The 17,056-nt window shown below is 69.0% G+C and carries 13 protein-coding genes; 6 read left to right on the forward strand and 7 right to left on the reverse strand.

Going from position 1 to position 17,056, the window contains the following annotated elements; translation table 11 throughout:
• Positions 1-112: 112 nt before the first annotated feature.
• Genes RN51_RS09870 through RN51_RS09880 form a run of 3 tightly spaced genes read right to left on the reverse strand, consistent with a single transcriptional unit; the run spans position 113 to position 3,752 of the window.
• Positions 113-1,120, reverse strand: a complete 1,008-nt coding sequence (locus tag RN51_RS09870) for an ABC transporter permease (RefSeq protein ID WP_045263874.1) — start codon at positions 1,118-1,120, stop codon at positions 113-115.
• Complete coding sequence (locus RN51_RS09875) at positions 1,117-2,709, reverse strand: sugar ABC transporter ATP-binding protein (protein ID WP_231579270.1); 1,593 nt, start codon at positions 2,707-2,709, stop codon at positions 1,117-1,119. Before RN51_RS09875 ends, RN51_RS09870 begins: the two co-directional genes overlap by 4 nt.
• Positions 2,706-3,752 carry an NAD(P)-dependent alcohol dehydrogenase gene (locus tag RN51_RS09880; protein WP_045263875.1) on the reverse strand — a complete coding sequence of 349 codons (1,047 nt, stop codon included), beginning with the start codon at positions 3,750-3,752 and terminating at the stop codon, positions 2,706-2,708. Before RN51_RS09880 ends, RN51_RS09875 begins: the two co-directional genes overlap by 4 nt.
• A gap of 156 nt (positions 3,753-3,908) precedes the next feature.
• On the opposite strand from RN51_RS09880, the gene RN51_RS09885 reads away from it, so the two are divergent.
• Positions 3,909-4,841, forward strand: a complete 933-nt coding sequence (locus tag RN51_RS09885; protein ID WP_045264031.1) for a sugar-binding transcriptional regulator — start codon at positions 3,909-3,911, stop codon at positions 4,839-4,841.
• 19 nt (positions 4,842-4,860) lie between these two features.
• On the opposite strand, the gene RN51_RS09890 is transcribed toward RN51_RS09885, so the two are convergent.
• Together RN51_RS09890 and RN51_RS09895 are read right to left on the reverse strand one after the other, a co-directional pair.
• Positions 4,861-6,309 carry a rhamnulokinase gene (locus RN51_RS09890; RefSeq protein ID WP_045263876.1) on the reverse strand — a complete coding sequence of 483 codons (1,449 nt, stop codon included), beginning with the start codon at positions 6,307-6,309 and terminating at the stop codon, positions 4,861-4,863.
• Positions 6,310-6,350: 41 nt separating this feature from the next.
• Positions 6,351-7,136 carry an SDR family NAD(P)-dependent oxidoreductase gene (locus tag RN51_RS09895; protein ID WP_045263877.1) on the reverse strand — a complete coding sequence of 262 codons (786 nt, stop codon included), beginning with the start codon at positions 7,134-7,136 and terminating at the stop codon, positions 6,351-6,353.
• Between the two features lie 108 nt (positions 7,137-7,244).
• On the opposite strand from RN51_RS09895, the gene RN51_RS09900 reads away from it, so the two are divergent.
• The 5 genes from RN51_RS09900 (at position 7,245) to RN51_RS09920 (ending at position 14,133) form a co-directional block, all read left to right on the forward strand.
• The gene (locus RN51_RS09900) at positions 7,245-8,006 is read left to right on the forward strand and encodes a DeoR/GlpR family DNA-binding transcription regulator (RefSeq protein ID WP_045263878.1); all 762 of its coding nucleotides are present in this window, start codon (positions 7,245-7,247) and stop codon (positions 8,004-8,006) included.
• 102 nt (positions 8,007-8,108) lie between these two features.
• On the forward strand, positions 8,109-10,145 hold the full coding sequence (locus RN51_RS09905; protein ID WP_045263879.1) for a bifunctional rhamnulose-1-phosphate aldolase/short-chain dehydrogenase: 2,037 nt from the start codon (positions 8,109-8,111) through the stop codon (positions 10,143-10,145).
• Positions 10,142-11,551, forward strand: a complete 1,410-nt coding sequence (locus RN51_RS09910; RefSeq protein ID WP_045263880.1) for a rhamnulokinase — start codon at positions 10,142-10,144, stop codon at positions 11,549-11,551. Before RN51_RS09905 ends, RN51_RS09910 begins: the two co-directional genes overlap by 4 nt.
• 534 nt (positions 11,552-12,085) lie before the next feature.
• Complete coding sequence (locus RN51_RS09915) at positions 12,086-12,511, forward strand: hypothetical protein (protein WP_156149155.1); 426 nt, start codon at positions 12,086-12,088, stop codon at positions 12,509-12,511.
• The gene (locus RN51_RS09920; protein WP_045263882.1) at positions 12,508-14,133 is read left to right on the forward strand and encodes a peptidoglycan DD-metalloendopeptidase family protein; all 1,626 of its coding nucleotides are present in this window, start codon (positions 12,508-12,510) and stop codon (positions 14,131-14,133) included. Before RN51_RS09915 ends, RN51_RS09920 begins: the two co-directional genes overlap by 4 nt.
• Before the next feature lie 74 nt (positions 14,134-14,207).
• Here the strand turns inward: RN51_RS09920 and RN51_RS09925 are convergent, their stop codons facing one another.
• Positions 14,208-15,131: a DUF1295 domain-containing protein gene (locus RN51_RS09925; protein WP_045263883.1), complete on the reverse strand. Its 924-nt coding sequence runs from the start codon at positions 15,129-15,131 to the stop codon at positions 14,208-14,210.
• A gap of 16 nt (positions 15,132-15,147) precedes the next feature.
• The gene (locus tag RN51_RS09930; RefSeq protein WP_045263884.1) at positions 15,148-16,977 is read right to left on the reverse strand and encodes an AMP-dependent synthetase/ligase; all 1,830 of its coding nucleotides are present in this window, start codon (positions 16,975-16,977) and stop codon (positions 15,148-15,150) included.
• Positions 16,978-17,056 lie beyond the last annotated feature (79 nt).

The following is a 17,056-nucleotide window of genomic DNA, read 5'->3' on the forward strand; positions in this document are numbered from 1 at the left end:
CGGACGTGACGGCGAAAGCCGCGGCGATGCGGCTCTTCTTGGTGAACATGGGTTTCCTCTCGTTGGGTGGTGCGATGAAGCAGGGTCTTCTTCGTCGGGTGGTCGTCGGGAGCTAGCGGCTTCGTCGTCGGGTCGCCCACACGTCGACGGCGACCGCGGCGACGATGAGCACACCCTTGATGACCTTCTGCCAGTAGGCGGGCACGGTCAGGATGTCGAGACCGTTGTTGAGCGTCTGGATGAGGAGCAGACCGAGGGCCGTTCCCCAGATGGAGCCGCGTCCGCCGAGCAGGCTCGCCCCGCCGATCACGACCGCTGCGATCGCGTCGAGTTCGTACCCGACGCCGAGGTTCGGTGCACCGAGGGTGACGCGGCTGGCGAGCATGACGCCGGAGATCCCCGCGAGCATGCCGGAGATGGCGTACACGCTGAAGATGGTGCGGCCCACGTTGATGCCGGCGATGCCCGCGGCGATCGGGTTGCCGCCGATCGCGTACACGCGCATGCCCCACGTGGTGCGGCGCATGATGATCGCGAGTCCCAGGATGCCGACGATCATCAGGATGACCGGGAGCGTGAGCCCGCCGAACTGCGCGTTGGCGATGCGGGAGAAGTCGGCGGGCAGCCCGGTGATGGGGGCGCCGTTGCCCGCGACATAGGCGACGCCGGATGCGAGCGTGAGCATCCCGAGCGTCGCGATGAAGGGTGGCACCTTGATCACCGACACCACGAACCCGTTGATCGCGCCGGCGATGAAGCCGACGACGACGCCGGCGACGATCGCGAGCCAGATCTGGTCGGGGAAGGCCTTCGCGGTCAGGCTGCCGAAGACGGCGGATGCGGCGATGACGCTGCCGACCGACAGGTCGATGCCGCCGGTGAGGATCACGAGCGTCTGTCCGAGGGCGATCAGGGCGAAAGGTGCCGCGGCGACGAGGATCGTCTGCAGGTTGTCGACCGTCCCGAAGCGCGCGCTGCGGTAGAGGAAGAAGGCGATGATGAGCACCATCACGATCACCATCGCGTAGCGGATGGCGAGGTCGCCGAACCAGGTGGGGCTGAAGCGCTTCACTTCCGACTCGGGCACGAAGGTCTGCGCGGCGGTGCGGGTGTCGGTCATCGGTCGTCCTTTGCGGAGGGGGCGGTGCTGCTGGCGGGGGCCTCGGAGATGTCGAGTCCACTCGCGAGGCGGAAGATGCGGTCCTGCACGTCAGGCTGCTGGAGGGCGGCCCGGTCGAGCTCGGCGACCACGCCCCCGTCCTTGAGCACGAGAGCGCGATGCGACAGCGCGAGGATCTCCGGCATGTCGCTCGAGGCCATGACCACGGCCATGCCGGAGGCGGCGAGGTCGGTGATGATGCGGTAGATCTCGCTGCGGGCGCCGATGTCGACGCCGCGGGTCGGCTCGTCGAGCAGGAGGACCTTGACCTCGCCGGTGAGCCAGCGCGCGAGCACGACCTTCTGCTGGTTGCCGCCGGACAGTGTCTCCATGAGCTGCCCGAGGCCGCGGCTGCGCAGTCTCACCGAACTCATGACCTCGGAGACCGCGTCGACGCGGGTGCGGCCCTTGAGCCATCCGGCGACGGAGAACTGGTCCATGCGCGGCAGGGTGGCGTTCGCCAGGATGTCCATGCTGAGCACGGCGCCAGCGCCCTTCCGGTCCTCCGGGACCAGCGCCATGCCTGCGGTGATCGCGTCGGCAGGGCGTCCGCGGCGGACGCGACGGCCCCCGACGGCGATCTCGCCCGCGGTCGAGGAGCGCACTCCGAACAGCGCCTCGATGAGCTCGGTGCGTCCCGCGCCGACGAGCCCTGCGAGTCCGACGATCTCGCCGCGGCGCACCTGCAGGTCGACCGGCTGCGGGGCCGGCGTGTAGTCGAGGCCGCGCACCGAGAGGGCGATGTCGTCGGACGCGGGCGGCAGGTCGGGGAAGAGGTCTTCGAGCTCGCGGCCGATCATCGCGGTCACGATATCGTCGTCGCTGAGTTCCGAGAGCGGCGCGTCCGCCACGAGGCCGCCGTCGCGGAGGACCACGACCCGGTCGGCGATCGCGCGAATCTCCTCCATCTTGTGCGTGGTGAAGAGGATCGCGACGCCGCGGTCGCGCAGCATCCGCATGTTCTCGATCAGACGGGCCACCTCGCGTTCGGCGATCGCGCTGGTCGGCTCGTCCAGCAGCAGCACGCGAGCGCCGGTGCTGGTCGCCTTGACGATCTCGACGATCTGGCGCAGGCCCACCGGCAGGGACCCCATCCGCGTGGCGGGGTCGATGTCGACGCCGAACTCCGCGAGCATCTCCTTGGCCTCTCTCGCCATGCGGCGGCGATCCACGAGTCCGAGACGACCCCGCAGCTCCCGGCCGACGAAGATGTTCTCGTACACCGTGGTGTCGAGGATCGAGGCGAGCTCCTGCGGCACGATGGCGATCCCGCGCTGATGGGCGTCACGTGCCGATCCCGCGGCCAGCTCCTCGCCGCGGACCAGCACCTGACCGGCGTCCGCCTTCATCTGGCCGGAGGCGATCTTCATGAGCGTCGACTTACCGGCGCCGTTCTCGCCTGCGAGGGCGGTCACGGTGCCCGGCTCGAGATGCAGCCCGACGCCCTTGAGCACGGGCACCCCGCCGAACGCCTTGCGGATGTCGACGCACGCGAGCATGTCGGGCTGCTCGTCGAGGGTGATGCCCCCCGTGCGCTCGAGGTCGGTCACGATTCCCTCGCGTGCTCGCGGTCCGGACGCACGATGCTCTTCAGCGTGGACGGGTGGGATGCGGAGTCGAGCGCCGCACGCACCTCGTCGAGGCCGAAGGATCCGGTCACCAGGGCATCGAGGTCGACGGCGCCGGAGGCGACCAGCTCGATAGCAGTCGGCCAGGTGTTCGCGTAGCGGAAGATGCCGGTGACGACCAGCTCGCGGTTCTGGATGGTCGAGACGGGAAGGGCGATCTCGTCGGCGCCCATGCCGACCAGTACGGCCACGCCACCGGGCTTGAGCGCCGAGATGCCCTGCTTCACGGCGACGGGGGAGCCCGAGGCGTCGACGAAGGAGTCGTATCCCGAGCCGAGGGGACCTGCGGCGGGGTCGACGGCCTGGGTCGCACCGAAACGCAGGGCGACGTCCCGGCGTTCCGCCATCGGGTCGCTGATCACGATCTCGGTGGCGCCGAAGGCCCGTGCGGTCTGCGCGGTCACGATGCCGATCGGACCGGCACCGGTGATGAGCACGCGGCTGCCCGGGCGCACACCCGCCTTCTGCACGGCGGCGATGGCGACGGACAGCGGCTCCATGAGGGCCGCGGCGTCGTCGCTGACGGAGTCGGGGACGGCATAGGCGAAGTCGCCCTGGATCGCGACGTACTCGGCGAAGGCGCCGTCGACGGGCGGGGTGGCGTAGAACTCGATGTGCGGGCAGAGGTTGTAACGGCCGCTCCGGCAGAACTCGCACACGCGGCACGGGCGCTGCGGCTCGATGGACACGCGCTCGCCGAGGCGGGAGTCGTCGATGTCGGTGCCGACCGCGACGATGGTGCCGCCGGCCTCGTGGCCGAGGACGAGGGGTTCTTCCACGACGAAGTCGCCGATGCGTCCCTCGTGGAAGTAATGGACGTCGGAGCCGCAGATGCCGACCGCGTTCACCCGGACGATCACCTGATCGGGGGCGGGCGTCGGCACGCGGCGGGTCTCGACCGTCAGCTCGCCGGCTCGGACCAGCACGCTCGCACGCATGGTCGTCGGCAGTTCAGTGCGCTTCATCGGGCTCCTCGTGGTGCGTGTGCAGTCGCGCGGTCGTGATTGCTCGACCGACATTAGCCATGCGTGACGGATGAGACAACTGGGCGCTCAGATGAGCGGAAACGGTGGAATCCGGATATGCTGATCGGACGTGACGGCGTGAGAGGAAGAGGCGACATGGGACCCGATGAGCTGGTGCGGATCTCGCACGTCGCACGCCGGCATTACCTCGACGGACGGACGAAGATCGAGATCGCGGAAGAACTCGGCCTCTCGCGCTTCAAGATCGCCCGGATGCTGGAGGATGCGCTCGAGCAGGGGCTGGTGAAGATCACGATCGAGGCGCCGGACTCGCTCGATCTCGACCTGTCGATGCAGCTGCGCGCCCGGTTCGGCCTCACGCGCGCTCTCGCGGTGATCACTCCGGGGACGACGCCCGAGCTGATCCAGGATCGACTGGGTCGTGCCGCCGCCGACCTGCTCAGCGAGATCGTCACCGACGGCGACGTGCTCGGGCTCACGGCGGGTCGCACCCTGACCGCGATGGCCGGGCACCTGCGCACCCTGGCGACGTGCGAGGTCGTCCAGCTCGCCGGTGTCGCCGCGCCGACGCCCGAGAACGGCGTCGAGGTGATCCGCCAGGTGAGTCGCATCTCGGGGGGTCGCTCCCGTGCCATCTTCGCGCCCCTGCTCGTGGAGACCGCAGCGACCGCCTCCGCGCTGCGGCGCGAACCCGGCATCATGGAGACCTTCCGCCGGTTCGACTCGGTGACCAAGGCCGTCGTCGCGGTCGGGTCGTGGAGTCCGCCCGACTCCCAGCTCTACGACAACGCGGGGCGGGCGGGTGCGCTCGACGAGTTGCTCGCCGCCGGCGTCAAGGCGGAGATCTGCGCGACGCTCATCGACGAGAGCGGAGCCGTGGTGGGGTCGGTGGCCGAGCGCTCGCTCGCGGTGTCCACCGAGCAGCTGCGGCACATCCCCGAGGTGATCGCGGTGGCGGGCGGCCCGTCGAAGACGGGTGCCGTCATCGCTGCGCTGCGTTCCGGGATCGTCGACTCCCTGGTGACGGACGCGGCTCTCGCCCGACGGCTTCTCGAGTCGCCGGTCTGAGCGCGACCTGCGCACCGCATCAGCGCGGGGCGGGTTCGTAGTTCCGCAGCTCGGTGGAGGCGCGCACCATGCGGCGCAGGTCGGCGAGGCCTCCATGCACTGCGCCGTGCGCACGGGCCTGCACCAGGAGGTTCCCCATCGATGTGGCCTCCGAGGGCCCGGCCGTCACCGTCCGGCCGGAGCGATCCGCGATCGCCTGGGCGAGGATCGACGACTCGGAGCCGCCCCCGACCAGATGGATCACCCGTACGTCCACGCCCGAGAGCGTCGCCGCTTCCTCGACCTGCCGGGCGACGAAGGCCCCGAGGCTCTCCAGCACCAGCCGCACGACGGCGGCGCGATCGGTCGGCATACGTCCACCGGACTCGGCCACAAGCTCGGCGATGCGCGCGGTCATCTGTCCGGGGCGCAGCAGGCGGGGGTCGCCGGTGTCGACGAGCACTCCGGAGCTCGGCGCGGCGTCCGCGCGGGCCAGCAGATCGCGGCGGGCTGCTGTGCTGCGCGTGCCCCAGCCGTCCAGTCCCCACTCCCGCATGCACTCGTTGACGATCCAGAGTCCCGCGGCGATGCGCAGGAATCGCACGGTGCCATCGAGACCGAGCTCGTTCGTGAAGCCGGCGTCACGGGCGCGGTCGCTGGTGATCAGGTCATCGACCTCGACACCGGTGAGGATCCAGGTGCCGCACGACACAAACGCGAAGTCCTGATCCCGGGCGGGCACGGCGATCACCGCGCTCGCGGTGTCGTGCGAGGCCACGGCGGTGATGGCGGTCGCGTCGCCGGGGGCGAGGACGCCCTCGGTGACACGGCCGGTCACCATGCCGGGCGAGACGACCTCGGGGAAGATCCTCGACGGCAAGCCGAGCGCCTCGATCCGGCTGGCATCCCAGCCACCGCCGCGGGGGAGTGCGAGACCGGTGCTGGAGACGTTCGTGGCCTCGGCGACGCCCTCGGCGCCGAGCCAGCGTCCGAGCAGGTCGGGCATCAACAGCATCTGCTGCACGGTGTCGAGTCGTCCGGCCTTGCGGTCGGCGGCCAGCTGATAGATCGTCATGATGGGGAGGGCGGTGACCCCGGTCACGCGGAAGGCCTCGGCGGCGGGCAGGATCTCCTCGACGATCGGGAAGCTGCGCTCGGTGCGGGCGTCGCGCTGATGGAAGGGGGCGTCGAGCAGGCCGTCATAGCCGAGGAGGCCGTAATCCCCCGACCACGCGTCCACGCCGACGCTGGTGAAGGCCGGCCCTTCCCTGCGCAGACGGGTGAGGCCGACGAGCGCATCTCGATACAGCCGTTGCGCGTCCCACCGCAGGCCGAGCTCATCCGTGAACGCACGGTTGCGGAACCGGTGCACCCCGTCTATCCGCAACCGGTCGCCGTCGACGGTCGCGCTCACGACACGACCGCTGGACCCGCCGAGATCGACGGCGGCAGCTCGGAAGGTCGCCGAGCCGAGGGGCAGTTCGGGCATGCCTCTCAGCCTATGGTTCGGGCCGATGGTCCGGTGAGCCCTCAGACGCTGGTGTATCCCCCGTCGATGAGGATGCTCTGCCCCACGACATAGCTCGACCGCTCGCTCGCGAGATAGACCAGCAGGTCGCCGAGCTCTTCGGGCTGTCCCATGCGCCCCGCCGGGATGCGCCGCACCCACTCGTCGGCCATCTCGGGGTTCTCCGCCACGAAGTCCCTGGTCATGTCGCTGGCGAAGTATCCAGGGGCGATCGCGTTGACGCGGATGCCGAGGGGCCACCATTCGATCGCCGCGCTCTTCGTGAACATCGACACTGCGGCCTTGGAGGTGTTGTAGACGGCCTGGGTCTGCGGGATGTTCACGGCGAACGCCGACATCGATGACACGTTGACGATGCTGGCCGGATTGCCGCGGGCCGACTCGACGTGCCGTCGCGCGAACTCGCGGCTGGTGACGAAGGTGCCGGTGACGTTGACGTCGAGCACGCGCCGCCAGTCTTCGGGGGTGGTCTCGAGAAGAGGTGTGCCGAGCGTGATGCCCGCACTGTTGACGAGCACATCCGCCGCGCCCAGGCGTGTGGCGACCGTATCGAAGGCAGCGACGATGGAGGCCTCCGACGTGACGTCGACGCTGACGCCGAGGCAGCGACGCCCCGACGTGGATGCCAACGTCTCGGCGGCTTCGGCGACGGTGTCGAGGCGGTCGAGGAGCGCGATCGCGGCACCCGCGGAGGCGAGGGCTTCGGCCATGGCGTAGCCGAGGCCCCGCGCTCCGCCGGTGACGACGGCCACGCGGTCGAGAAGGGGTTCCGTGGTGTTTCCGAGCATGAGCAGAGCTTAGTGGTGGCGCTCATCTCGCGACAGGACCCGCTCATCTGAGCGGATCGTGCGAAGTGTGCGATTCGTCTCACGGTGTGCACCGGATAGATTCCTCCCATGGCTCTTTCCGGCAATCTCGAGGCGCAACGTCGCCGAGACGAACTCGTCGAACTCGCCAACGGCCCGCAGGGCGTGATGATCGAGGCCGCGGCCGAGCTCTTCGCTGTGTCGTCGATGACGATCCGTCGGGACCTGCTCGAACTCGAGGCCGAGGGTCGGGTGCGCCGGGTGCGTGGTGGTGCGACGGCGGCGCCGCGCGCCCGGCCCTTCGATGCGCGTCGTGCGATCAGGGCCAGCGCGAAGCGAGCCATCGCTGAGAAGGCGCTGCGTCTCGTCCCCGCCCAGGGGAGCGTCGCCTTCGACGCCTCGTCGACGGTCAACATGCTCGCGTCGACGATCGGGCCGCGCGCGGGGCTCACCGTCTACACGAACTCGTTCGAGTCGTTCCAGGTGCTGCAGCCGCTCGACGGCGTCACTGCGGTGATCTCCGGAGGGACGGCCGAGCCCACGACGGGCAGCCTCGTCGGGCCGATCGCCCACCGGAGCGTGAGATCGGTCTACTTCGACGCCTTCTTCTCCTCCGCGGATGCGCTCGACGGCGTCGACGGCACGTCCGAGGTGTCGGTCGAGGAGGCCGAGCTGAAGCAGGCGATGGCCGCGAACGCCGGGACGACGGTCGTATGCGTCGACTCCAGCAAGCTCGGGCGCCGCTCCGTGGCTCGCGCGCTCGACAAGGACGAGATCTCCGTGCTGATCACCGAGCTCGATCCCGCGGACGAGCGGCTCGATGCCTTCCGGGAGGTCGCGGACATCCTCTGACCATCGGCGCTCTTCTCTTCGACGTCGCTTCATGTTATCTTTCACATGAAGTAACAGCACTAGTGTGCACGGTCGTGTGCACCGCCCCTGTCTTGGAGAGTCATGACCAACGCCACCGCTGCCGCTCTGATCGCCCGGTCGAACCGCCTCGGCGCCGACCCGAAGACCACCAACTACGCCGGCGGGAACACCTCCGCAAAGGGCACCGAGACCGATCCGGTGACGGGGCAGCCGGTCGAGCTGATGTGGGTCAAGGGGTCGGGCGGCGACCTCGGCACCCTCACGGAGAGCGGTCTCGCGGTGCTGCGCCTCGACCGCATGCGTGCTCTCGTCGACGTGTACCCCGGGCTCGACCGCGAAGACGAGATGGTCGCCGCGTTCGACTACTGCCTGCACGGCAAGGGTGGGGCTGCGCCGTCGATCGACACCGCCATGCACGGCCTGGTCGACGCCGCCCACGTCGACCACCTGCACCCCGACTCGGGCATCGCGATCGCCGCCGCCGCGGACGGCGAGGCGCTGACCGCGAAGATCTTCGGCGACAAGGTCGTCTGGGTGCCGTGGCGGCGGCCCGGCTTCCAGCTCGGACTCGACATCGCCGAGATCAAACGCCAGAACCCGCAGGCGATCGGCTGCATCCTCGGCGGACACGGCATCACCGCCTGGGCCGACACCTCGGAGGAGGCGGAGGCGAACTCCCTCTGGATCATCGACACCGCAGCCGCTTACATCGCGGAACACGGCAAAGCCGACCCGTTCGGCGGCGTCCGCCCGGGCTTCGAGGCCCTCCCGGCTGGGGATCGGCGTGAGCGCGCGGCGGCCCTCGCCGGCACGATCCGCGGCATCGCCTCGACCGACAAGCCGATGGTCGGCCACTTCACCGACGCCGACGTGGTGCTCGACTTCCTGGCCTCCGAGAAGGCCCCGACGCTCGCGGCCCTCGGTACCAGCTGCCCCGACCACTTCCTGCGTACCAAGGTCAAGCCGCTGATCCTCGACCTTCCGGCCAGCGCATCCGTCGAGGAGCAGACTGCACGCCTGCACGAGCTGCACGAGCAGTACCGCACCGACTACCAGGCCTACTACGACGCGCATGCCACGGCCGAGTCGCCCGCCATCCGCGGCGCCGACCCCCTCATCGTGCTGATCCCCGGGGTGGGCATGTTCTCGTACGGGGCCAACAAGCAGACCGCGCGCGTGGCCGGCGAGTTCTACGTCAACGCGATCAACGTGATGCGCGGCGCCGAGGCTCTGTCGACGTACTCGCCGATCTCCGACGCGGAGAAGTTCCGCATCGAGTACTGGGCGCTCGAGGAGGCGAAGCTGCAGCGGATGCCGAAGCCGAAGTCGCATCAGGGACGCATCGCCTTCGTCACCGGTGCCGCCTCGGGGATCGGCAAAGCCATCGCCACCCGTCTCGCCGCGGAGGGCGCGTGCGTCGTGATCGCCGACCTCGACCTCGAGAAGGCCCGGGCAGCGGCTGCCGAGCTGGGAAGCACCGATGTCGCTATCGGCATCGCCGCGAACGTGGCAGACGCCGAGGCCGTCCAGGCTGCGTTGAACGAGGCCGTGCTCGCCTTCGGTGGCGTCGATCTCGTGGTCAACAACGCCGGCCTCTCGCTCTCGAAGTCTCTGCTGGAGACCACGGAGAAGGACTGGGATCTGCAGCACGACGTGATGGCGAAGGGGTCGTTCCTGGTCTCGAAAGCCGCGGCGCGGGTGCTCATCGACCAGAAGCTCGGTGGCGACATCATCTACATCTCGTCGAAGAACTCGGTCTTCGCCGGGCCCAACAACATCGCCTACTCCGCCACCAAGGCCGACCAGGCGCACCAGGTGCGGCTGCTCGCGGTCGAGCTCGGCGAGTACGGTATCCGTGTGAACGGCATCAACCCCGACGGCGTGGTCCGCGGCTCCGGCATCTTCGCCTCCGGGTGGGGTGCGAACCGTGCCGCCACCTACGGGGTCAAGGAGGAAGACCTCGGTCAGTACTACGCCAACCGCACGATCCTCAAGCGCGAGGTCGTGCCCGAGAACGTCGCGGACGCGGTGTACGTGCTGACCGGTCCCGAGCTCAGCCGCACCACGGGCCTGCACATCCCGGTCGACTCCGGCGTCGCCGCGGCGTTCCTGCGATGACCGTTCGCGCGGTCGCGGCCGTCGATCTCGGGGCGACCAGCGGCCGCGTGATGATCGGGCGGATCGGAGAGGGGCGACTCGAGCTCGAGCTCGTGTCGCGCTTCCCGAACGGTCCCGTGGAGCGGGAGGACGGACTGCACTGGGACTTCGACGCCCTGTATGCGCACGTCGTGGACGGGCTGGCGGAGGCGGTGCGGCGCGAGCCGGGGATCGAGAGCATCGGGATCGACTCCTGGGCCGTCGACTACGGTCTGCTCGCGGACGGCGTGCTCCTCGCCGAGCCGTTCCACTACCGCGACGCCCGCACGCAGCGGGGGGTCGCGGAGGTGCACGCCATCGTGCCGTTCGCTGAGCTCCACGCCCGCAACGGGCTCCAGTTCCTGCCGTTCAACACCCTGTACCAGTACCGGGCGGACGACCGGACGGCCGACGCGGACACGGCGCTGCTGATCCCCGATCTGATCGCGTTCCTCCTCACTGGCGTCCGTGTCGCCGAACGCACGAACGCCTCCACGACGGGGTTGCTCGGCGTCGACGACGGGGAGTGGGACACAGACCTCGCGACGCGCATCGGCATCCCGCCGCGTCTCCTACCACCGTTGATCGACCCCGGCGCGGTGATCGGGTTGTTGCGCCCCGAGCTCGTCGCTCGGGTCGGCAAGGATCTCCCCGTGATCGCCGTCGGATCGCACGACACTGCCTCCGCCGTCGTCGCCGTCCCCATGACGTCGTCGTCCGCCGCCTACATCTCGTGCGGCACGTGGGGCCTGGTGGGTCTGGAACTGACGGAGCCCGTGCTGACGGATGCGGCGCGTGAGGCGAACTTCACCCATGAGCTCGGCGTCGACGGTCGATACCGCTTCCTGCGAAACGTCACAGGTCTGTGGCTGCTGAGCGAGAGTGTGCGGTCGTGGGAGGCGGAGGATGGTGCACACATCGACCTTCCCGAGCTGCTCGCGGAGGCGGCCGCCGTGTCCGATCCCGTGCCGCTCTTCGATGCGAACCATCCTTCGCTCAGTGCACCCGGCGGCATGCCCAGCCGCATCGCGACGCTGATCGAGACGTCAGGAGCCTCTGCTCCGACGGAGCGAGCCGCGTTCACGCGCAGCATCGTGGAGAGCATCGCTGCTGCGTTCGCCGAGACCGTGCGCGCGGCGTCCGACCTCTCCGGGCGTGACGTCGACGTGATCCACCTCGTCGGCGGCGGGTCTCTGAACGCGCTCCTCTGCCAGGCCACCGCCGATCGCTCGGGCCTCCCAGTGCTGGCCGGGCCCGTCGAGGCGACCGCGCTCGGCAACGTGCTCGTCCAGGCTCGTGCGCTGGGCGCAGCGGTCACCGCCGTGGAGGGGCTGCGAGAGCTGGTCGCCGCGACCCACCAGGTCCGTCGGTTCGAGCCGCGCGGCTGACCGCACCGTTGACTCGATGGTCACCCGGGCGGGCACGACGTCAGATGACGTGCGTACTCGGCAGCAAGCTCGGGGTCAGGCGTGCGTAGGCGCGGCGCCGGGTGGAGATTCGGGCGGGCGGCGGACGGAACGCTCCGATCGACCGCCACGACCGTGAACTCCTGGATCTGGGCGGGCGCATCGGGGTGAGGTGGATCATGCAGATCAGCTCGCCGCGCTCGCCGGGATGGACCACGCGATGTGTACCCAAAGGCCGTCGGGTCCGACGAGACCGTATACCGGGCCCGGCGACGGGCGCGTGGCTCCGGGGCGAAGCCACGCCAGTGGGCACTGAGTGTCGGCAGCGGATGTGTGCGGGGAAACGAGATCGTGACGCGCGTCACGCAAGCGATGATTCTGACTGGTAGCCAGCCGCCGGTGTCGTCGGGCGCGGCTTGGTCGTATTCCGCGACAACGTATCAGGGTCGGCCTCGTCGTGTCTGTAGACCGAAGAGGGGACAGCGGGAGGGCTCGGTTCGTCCATACGGTACGAGTATGAATTCACCACGCACGTCTCGCCTCGTTGAAGGGGCCGTCCTGTTTCTGAGCGTCGCCGCGTTCGCTGGTTGCGCCATGCATCCGGAGTCGTCCGGAACTGCCCCGGTGTCAACCGCGACGGGGTATGGCGATTTCTCTCAAGAGGATCTCGCGAGTATCTGTATCGATGCGACCTCGTCGGCGTTCGAGGAGGGAGTGGCGTTCGATGCGGATCGCGTCCGTGTTGAAGAGCGCGCCGTAGATCCGCAGTGGTTGGTACTGGTTCCGGCGCACGCTACCGGGTTCGCCGGTGAGGCGCAGTGCACTATCGGAGGAACACCCGCGTCACCTGAGGTCGAGATATCGAACGCGTCTATCCAGCCCCTTCCCGAGGCGCAGATCCAGAACCTCATCGACGGCAAGAATGAGGGAGGGGATCGATGATGTGCGATGAGCTGAACGAGGAAGCCGCCTTCGTCCCCACCGCTCCCGCGATGACGCGGCGTTCGCTCCTCGTCGCTTCCGGCCTCACGATGGGACTGGCGGCGTTCGGACTCGGCGCCTTCGCCCGGCCTGGAGTCGCAGTCGCAGCGGGTACCTATCTGCGTCCGTGTGGAAACGTGCCGATCTCCGATTCGTGGCAAGGGCACAAGAACCGGATTCCGCCATCGGGTGAGCCGGGAACCGACTACTCGGTCGGCAGGGGAACACCAGTCCTCGCCGCTACCGACGGAGTGATCGTCGACCGGAAGGACACGACCTCCACAGCGACCGGTAGGTACCTCGCCCTGCGAGCCAGTGACGGAAACTACATCCGTTACCTGCACCTGGACTCCAGCGCCGTGAGTGTTGGCACATCAGTGACCAGAGGCCAGGTGATCGCGTACTCCGGCGCGTCCGGATTCGGCAGCGACAACGGCTACGGCGCGCACGTGCACGTCTCTCTCTGGATCGGCGGCACACCGAACCAGCTCGGCTACCCCAACACGGTGGACTTTGAGAACTACGTCGGCGCCGGCGGTCCTGGCATCCCCGCCACCGGGTCTGCGTTCGGCCCGACAGCGATCATCGATCCGTCTGATCGGGTTTCGCTCTACTCGATCCGCACCGACGGAAATCTGTGGGGTGCGAGTCAAGCGGCAGCTGGTGCCGGGCTTTCGCCGTGGCAGAAGCTGGGCGGCGACATAGGCACGCTGAGAGGTCGCCCATCGGTCCTGCGACTGTCGAACCAGACCCTTGCCGTTTACGCTCGGACCACGGCCGGAACTATCGTCGGATCGAACCAGGCGGCGCCTGGCGGGGCCTTCACATCGTGGACCACCATCGGATCGGGTGGCAATGGAATCATCGGAGACCCGGCCACTGTTCAGTTCCAAAACGGCGCGATCGGCATTTATGCCGTGACTGATGCGGGAAGCGTCGCCGGAGTCGCCCAGACATCCGTGGGATCCGCCTTCGGTGGGTGGACGACCATCGGCAATTCGAGCATGCCGTTGCTCGGCACTCCCGCTCTCGTCCACTTCGCGGATAACCGCATCGCCCTGTTCGCTCGCTCGTCGACCTCTGAAGTTTTTGCCAGCGCACAGACCAGCTCCGGGTCGACGTTCTCGGCGTGGAGCGCTCTTGGCACTGGCGGGGCCGGGGTCAGCACGGACCCTGCAGTCATCAATGATGGAGACAGGCTCACCGTCTTCGCCGGGGCGGGGACGACGGTCTCGAGTGTGAGCCAGGCAGCACCCGGGACACCATTCGGCTCGTGGGTGAACCTCGGTTCGGGCCCGGTTTCCATCGGCGCGGCGACGCCGACGGTGCTCAAGACGGGCGCGACCTATTCGGTGTATTGCCTCGGCAGCGACGGCACCGTCTGGGGAAGCACCGTTCCGTCGATACCGGCACCCGCTGGCTGGGGGCAGATCGGAAGCGGTGCCGCTCTCATGACCGCTCTCGCCAGTGTGCGAACGTCGGCGGGCCTCAACGCGGTTTATGGAACGACCACCGCTGGCGCGGTGGTCGGCAGCGGCCAGTCAGTGCCTGGTGGCGCGTTCAGCCCGTGGGCGACTATGTGACGCGAAGCCACGCGGCGAGAAGTCCCGTCCATCCACAGGATGGGCGGGACTTCTCCGGGAACACCGGGCCCCGTCTACCCGGCCGTCTCCTGCACCGTCGGCCGGGTGAGCTTCGGGATCAGCACCGGTGTCTGCTCGCGGTAGGCGACGTAGTCGGCACGGTCGCCCCATTTCTTCTCGGCGCGGGCTTCCAGCAGCGGGATGCCGCTGACGCGGGTGAGCAGCAGGATCACGAACAGGGGTGAGAGTACCGCGACCCACTGCCATCCGACGAGCACAGGGGCGGCGGTGACGAAGACTCCCACCCAGATGACGATCTCGCCGAAGTAGTTCGGGTGTCGGGATCGGGACCACAGGCCGCTGCGGATGAACTCGTCCCGGTTGCGCGGGTCGGCGCGGAACGCGGACTTCTGGGCGTCGGCGACGACCTCGATCACCATGCCGAGAGCCCAGACGACGATGCCGACGACGGTCAGCCATCCGATCGGCGCGCGGGACGAGGCATCCGCACCGATCGCGATCCAGGCGGCTGCTGCGGTCAGCGACACCCATGCGCCCTGGATGACCCATACCTGTAGGAACCGCAGCGGCGACCCCTTGATCTGGTCGAAGCGCCCGTCGGATCCGGCCTTGTGCACGCGCAGGGCCAGGAACGAACCCAGGCGCGCGGCCCACAGCATGACCATCGCCGCCAGGATCCAGCTCCGTGCGTCCGGCATCGGCGTCAGCAGGACGAGCGCCGCGGAGATCACAAGGAACGTGAGGCTGCCCGTCAGGTCGAAGAACCGCTCGGTCTTCAGCAGCATCGCCGGGATGAAAGCGATGATCTGGATCGCCAAGGCGGCCGCGACGGCGATCGCGAACAGCGGGACGCCACCGACGGTCGCGCCGCCCTGGCTGCCGACGATCGCGACGAGGGTGCCGATCACGAGGGCGACGACGATCGCGATGAGCGAGGAGCGCGAGGAACTCGCACGGGTGGGTGTGGGGGAGGACATGTGTGCTTTCCGATGCTCAGAGGTACAGGTCTTCGACGGCGTGTGCTGCACGATCCAGCACGACGCTCCGCTTCAGCTTCAAGGTCGGGGTGACGAGTCCACGGTCGTCGAGGTCGGCGAAGACCACGCTGAACCGGCGGACCTGCTCGCTGCGCGCGACGAGTGCGTTGGCCTCGTCCACGGAGCGTTGCAGGTGGGCGTGCAGCGCCGGGTCGTCCACCGCGCGGATGTCGGTCGTGCTGGTCGGGGGGATGCGGGTGCCCTGCGCTTCGGCCCAGGTGCCGGCCTGTTCCGGGTCGAGCACCAGCAGAGCCGACAGGTACGGCTTCCCCTCGCCGACCATGACCGCATGTGAGACGAGCGGATTCGCCTCGACCGCGCTCTCCCAGCGGGTCGGCACGATGGTCTTTCCGTTCGAGGTGACGATCACGTCCTTGATCCGGCCCTCGAGGATCAGTCGGCCGTCGTCGTCGAGCCGACCGAGATCACCGGTGCGGAAGAACCCGTCGATGAACGCGCCGTCGTCGTGCGCGGCATCCCGGTAGCCGTCGAAGACGCCGATGCCCCGGGCGAGCACTTCGCCCTCATCGCTGATGCGGACCGTGAGTCCTGGTAGCGGTGCGCCGACGGTACCCGAGGCGATGCGCCCCGGCAGGTTGCCGGTGAGCGGTGCGGTCGTCTCGGTCAGCCCGTAGCCCTCGATGACGGGAACCCCGATGCCGCGGAAGAACAGCGAGAGGTCGGCGTCGAGGGCCGCGCCGCCGGACAGGACGTATCCGACCCGCCCGCCCATCACCGTGCGAAGGCGCTTGTAGAAGAGGGCATCGAAGAGACGGTGGCGCAGGCGCAGGCCAAGGGAGCGCGCAGCGCCACGACCGGCATCGACCCGCTCGGCGCTGCGACCCCACGCGATGGCCGTCGCCTCGGCATGCGCCCAGATCTTCGCGAGACCTTTGTCGGCCGCCTTGCCCGCGGCAGCTGCCTGGATCTTCTGCAGCACTCGCGGAACGACCACCAGGAACGTCGGTCGGAGCGTGTCGAGCGTCGCGACGACGGTCGAGGGGTCGGACAGGTGCGCGATGCGCATGCCGCTGGCAAGGCAGATCAGCTGCAGGCCGCGCGCGAGCACGTGGGCCAGCGGCAGGAAGATGACGGTGTTGCCGGACTCGTTCACGATCTCGCTGTAGGCCGCGGCGATGTTCAGCACCTGGCCGAGGAAGTTCCGATGCGTGAGCACGGCACCCTTGGGCTCGCCCGTCGTGCCCGAGGTGTAGACGATCGTTGCGGGGTCATCCTGCGTGGCCGCCGTTCGGCGAACCTCGAGTTCCTCATCGGGCACGTCGATGCCGCGTGCGACCAGGTCGAGGAGCGTCCACGGCGAGGTCTCGGCGCTCATCACCCACGCCCCGAGGGTGACTCCGCCGGCGTGCGAGAGCGCCGACTCGAGCAGCGCCGCATGTTCGGTCGTGCCGCCGATGGCCAGGCGCACCCCGGCATCCGCGACGATCGCGTCCACCTGTGACGGCGACGAGGTCTCGTAGATCGGCACGACGACAGCACCGGCGTACCAGGCAGCGAGGTCGGCGACAGCCCATTCGTAGCGGGTGGGCGCCATGATCGCGATCGGGTCGCCGACCTGGATGCCCTGGGCGATGAACCCCTTCGCCAGAGCGCGCACCTCGTCCTCGAACGCGCGAGTGGTGACCGGCCGCCAGGAGCCCGTCGAGGCCTCCTCGACCTCGAACGCCACGTGATCCGGCGCGGCGGCGGCCCGCGCAGCCAGTAGATCGGTGACGTTGCGGTGGCCGTCGAGGGCGGCGAGCGGTGGGGTCGACGATTCGATCATCGGAGCTTCTCTCGGTCGTGCGGACGGCGCGGAGGGCGCACGAAACCGCCCTTCCTGTCTCTGTTCGGAACCGGAGCCG

This window comes from Microbacterium oxydans, from assembly GCF_000956405.1.
Classification (GTDB): Bacteria; Actinomycetota; Actinomycetes; order Actinomycetales; family Microbacteriaceae; genus Microbacterium; species Microbacterium oxydans_C.

Excerpts from the sequence above, each read along its gene's own strand:
- RN51_RS09870 (WP_045263874.1), bottom strand. The coding sequence starts at position 1,120 with ATGACCGACACCCGCACCGCCGCGCAGACCTTCGTGCCCGAGTCGGAA.
- RN51_RS09885 (WP_045264031.1), top strand. The coding sequence starts at position 3,909 with ATGGGACCCGATGAGCTGGTGCGGATCTCGCACGTCGCACGCCGGCAT.
- RN51_RS09890 (WP_045263876.1), bottom strand. The coding sequence starts at position 6,309 with ATGCCCGAACTGCCCCTCGGCTCGGCGACCTTCCGAGCTGCCGCCGTC.
- RN51_RS09895 (WP_045263877.1), bottom strand. The coding sequence starts at position 7,136 with ATGCTCGGAAACACCACGGAACCCCTTCTCGACCGCGTGGCCGTCGTC.
- RN51_RS09930 (WP_045263884.1), bottom strand. The coding sequence starts at position 16,977 with ATGATCGAATCGTCGACCCCACCGCTCGCCGCCCTCGACGGCCACCGC.
- RN51_RS09915 (WP_156149155.1), top strand. The coding sequence starts at position 12,086 with ATGAATTCACCACGCACGTCTCGCCTCGTTGAAGGGGCCGTCCTGTTT.
- RN51_RS09925 (WP_045263883.1), bottom strand. The coding sequence starts at position 15,131 with ATGTCCTCCCCCACACCCACCCGTGCGAGTTCCTCGCGCTCCTCGCTC.
- RN51_RS09910 (WP_045263880.1), top strand. The coding sequence starts at position 10,142 with ATGACCGTTCGCGCGGTCGCGGCCGTCGATCTCGGGGCGACCAGCGGC.
- RN51_RS09920 (WP_045263882.1), top strand. The coding sequence starts at position 12,508 with ATGATGTGCGATGAGCTGAACGAGGAAGCCGCCTTCGTCCCCACCGCT.
- RN51_RS09900 (WP_045263878.1), top strand. The coding sequence starts at position 7,245 with ATGGCTCTTTCCGGCAATCTCGAGGCGCAACGTCGCCGAGACGAACTC.
- RN51_RS09880 (WP_045263875.1), bottom strand. The coding sequence starts at position 3,752 with ATGAAGCGCACTGAACTGCCGACGACCATGCGTGCGAGCGTGCTGGTC.
- RN51_RS09905 (WP_045263879.1), top strand. The coding sequence starts at position 8,109 with ATGACCAACGCCACCGCTGCCGCTCTGATCGCCCGGTCGAACCGCCTC.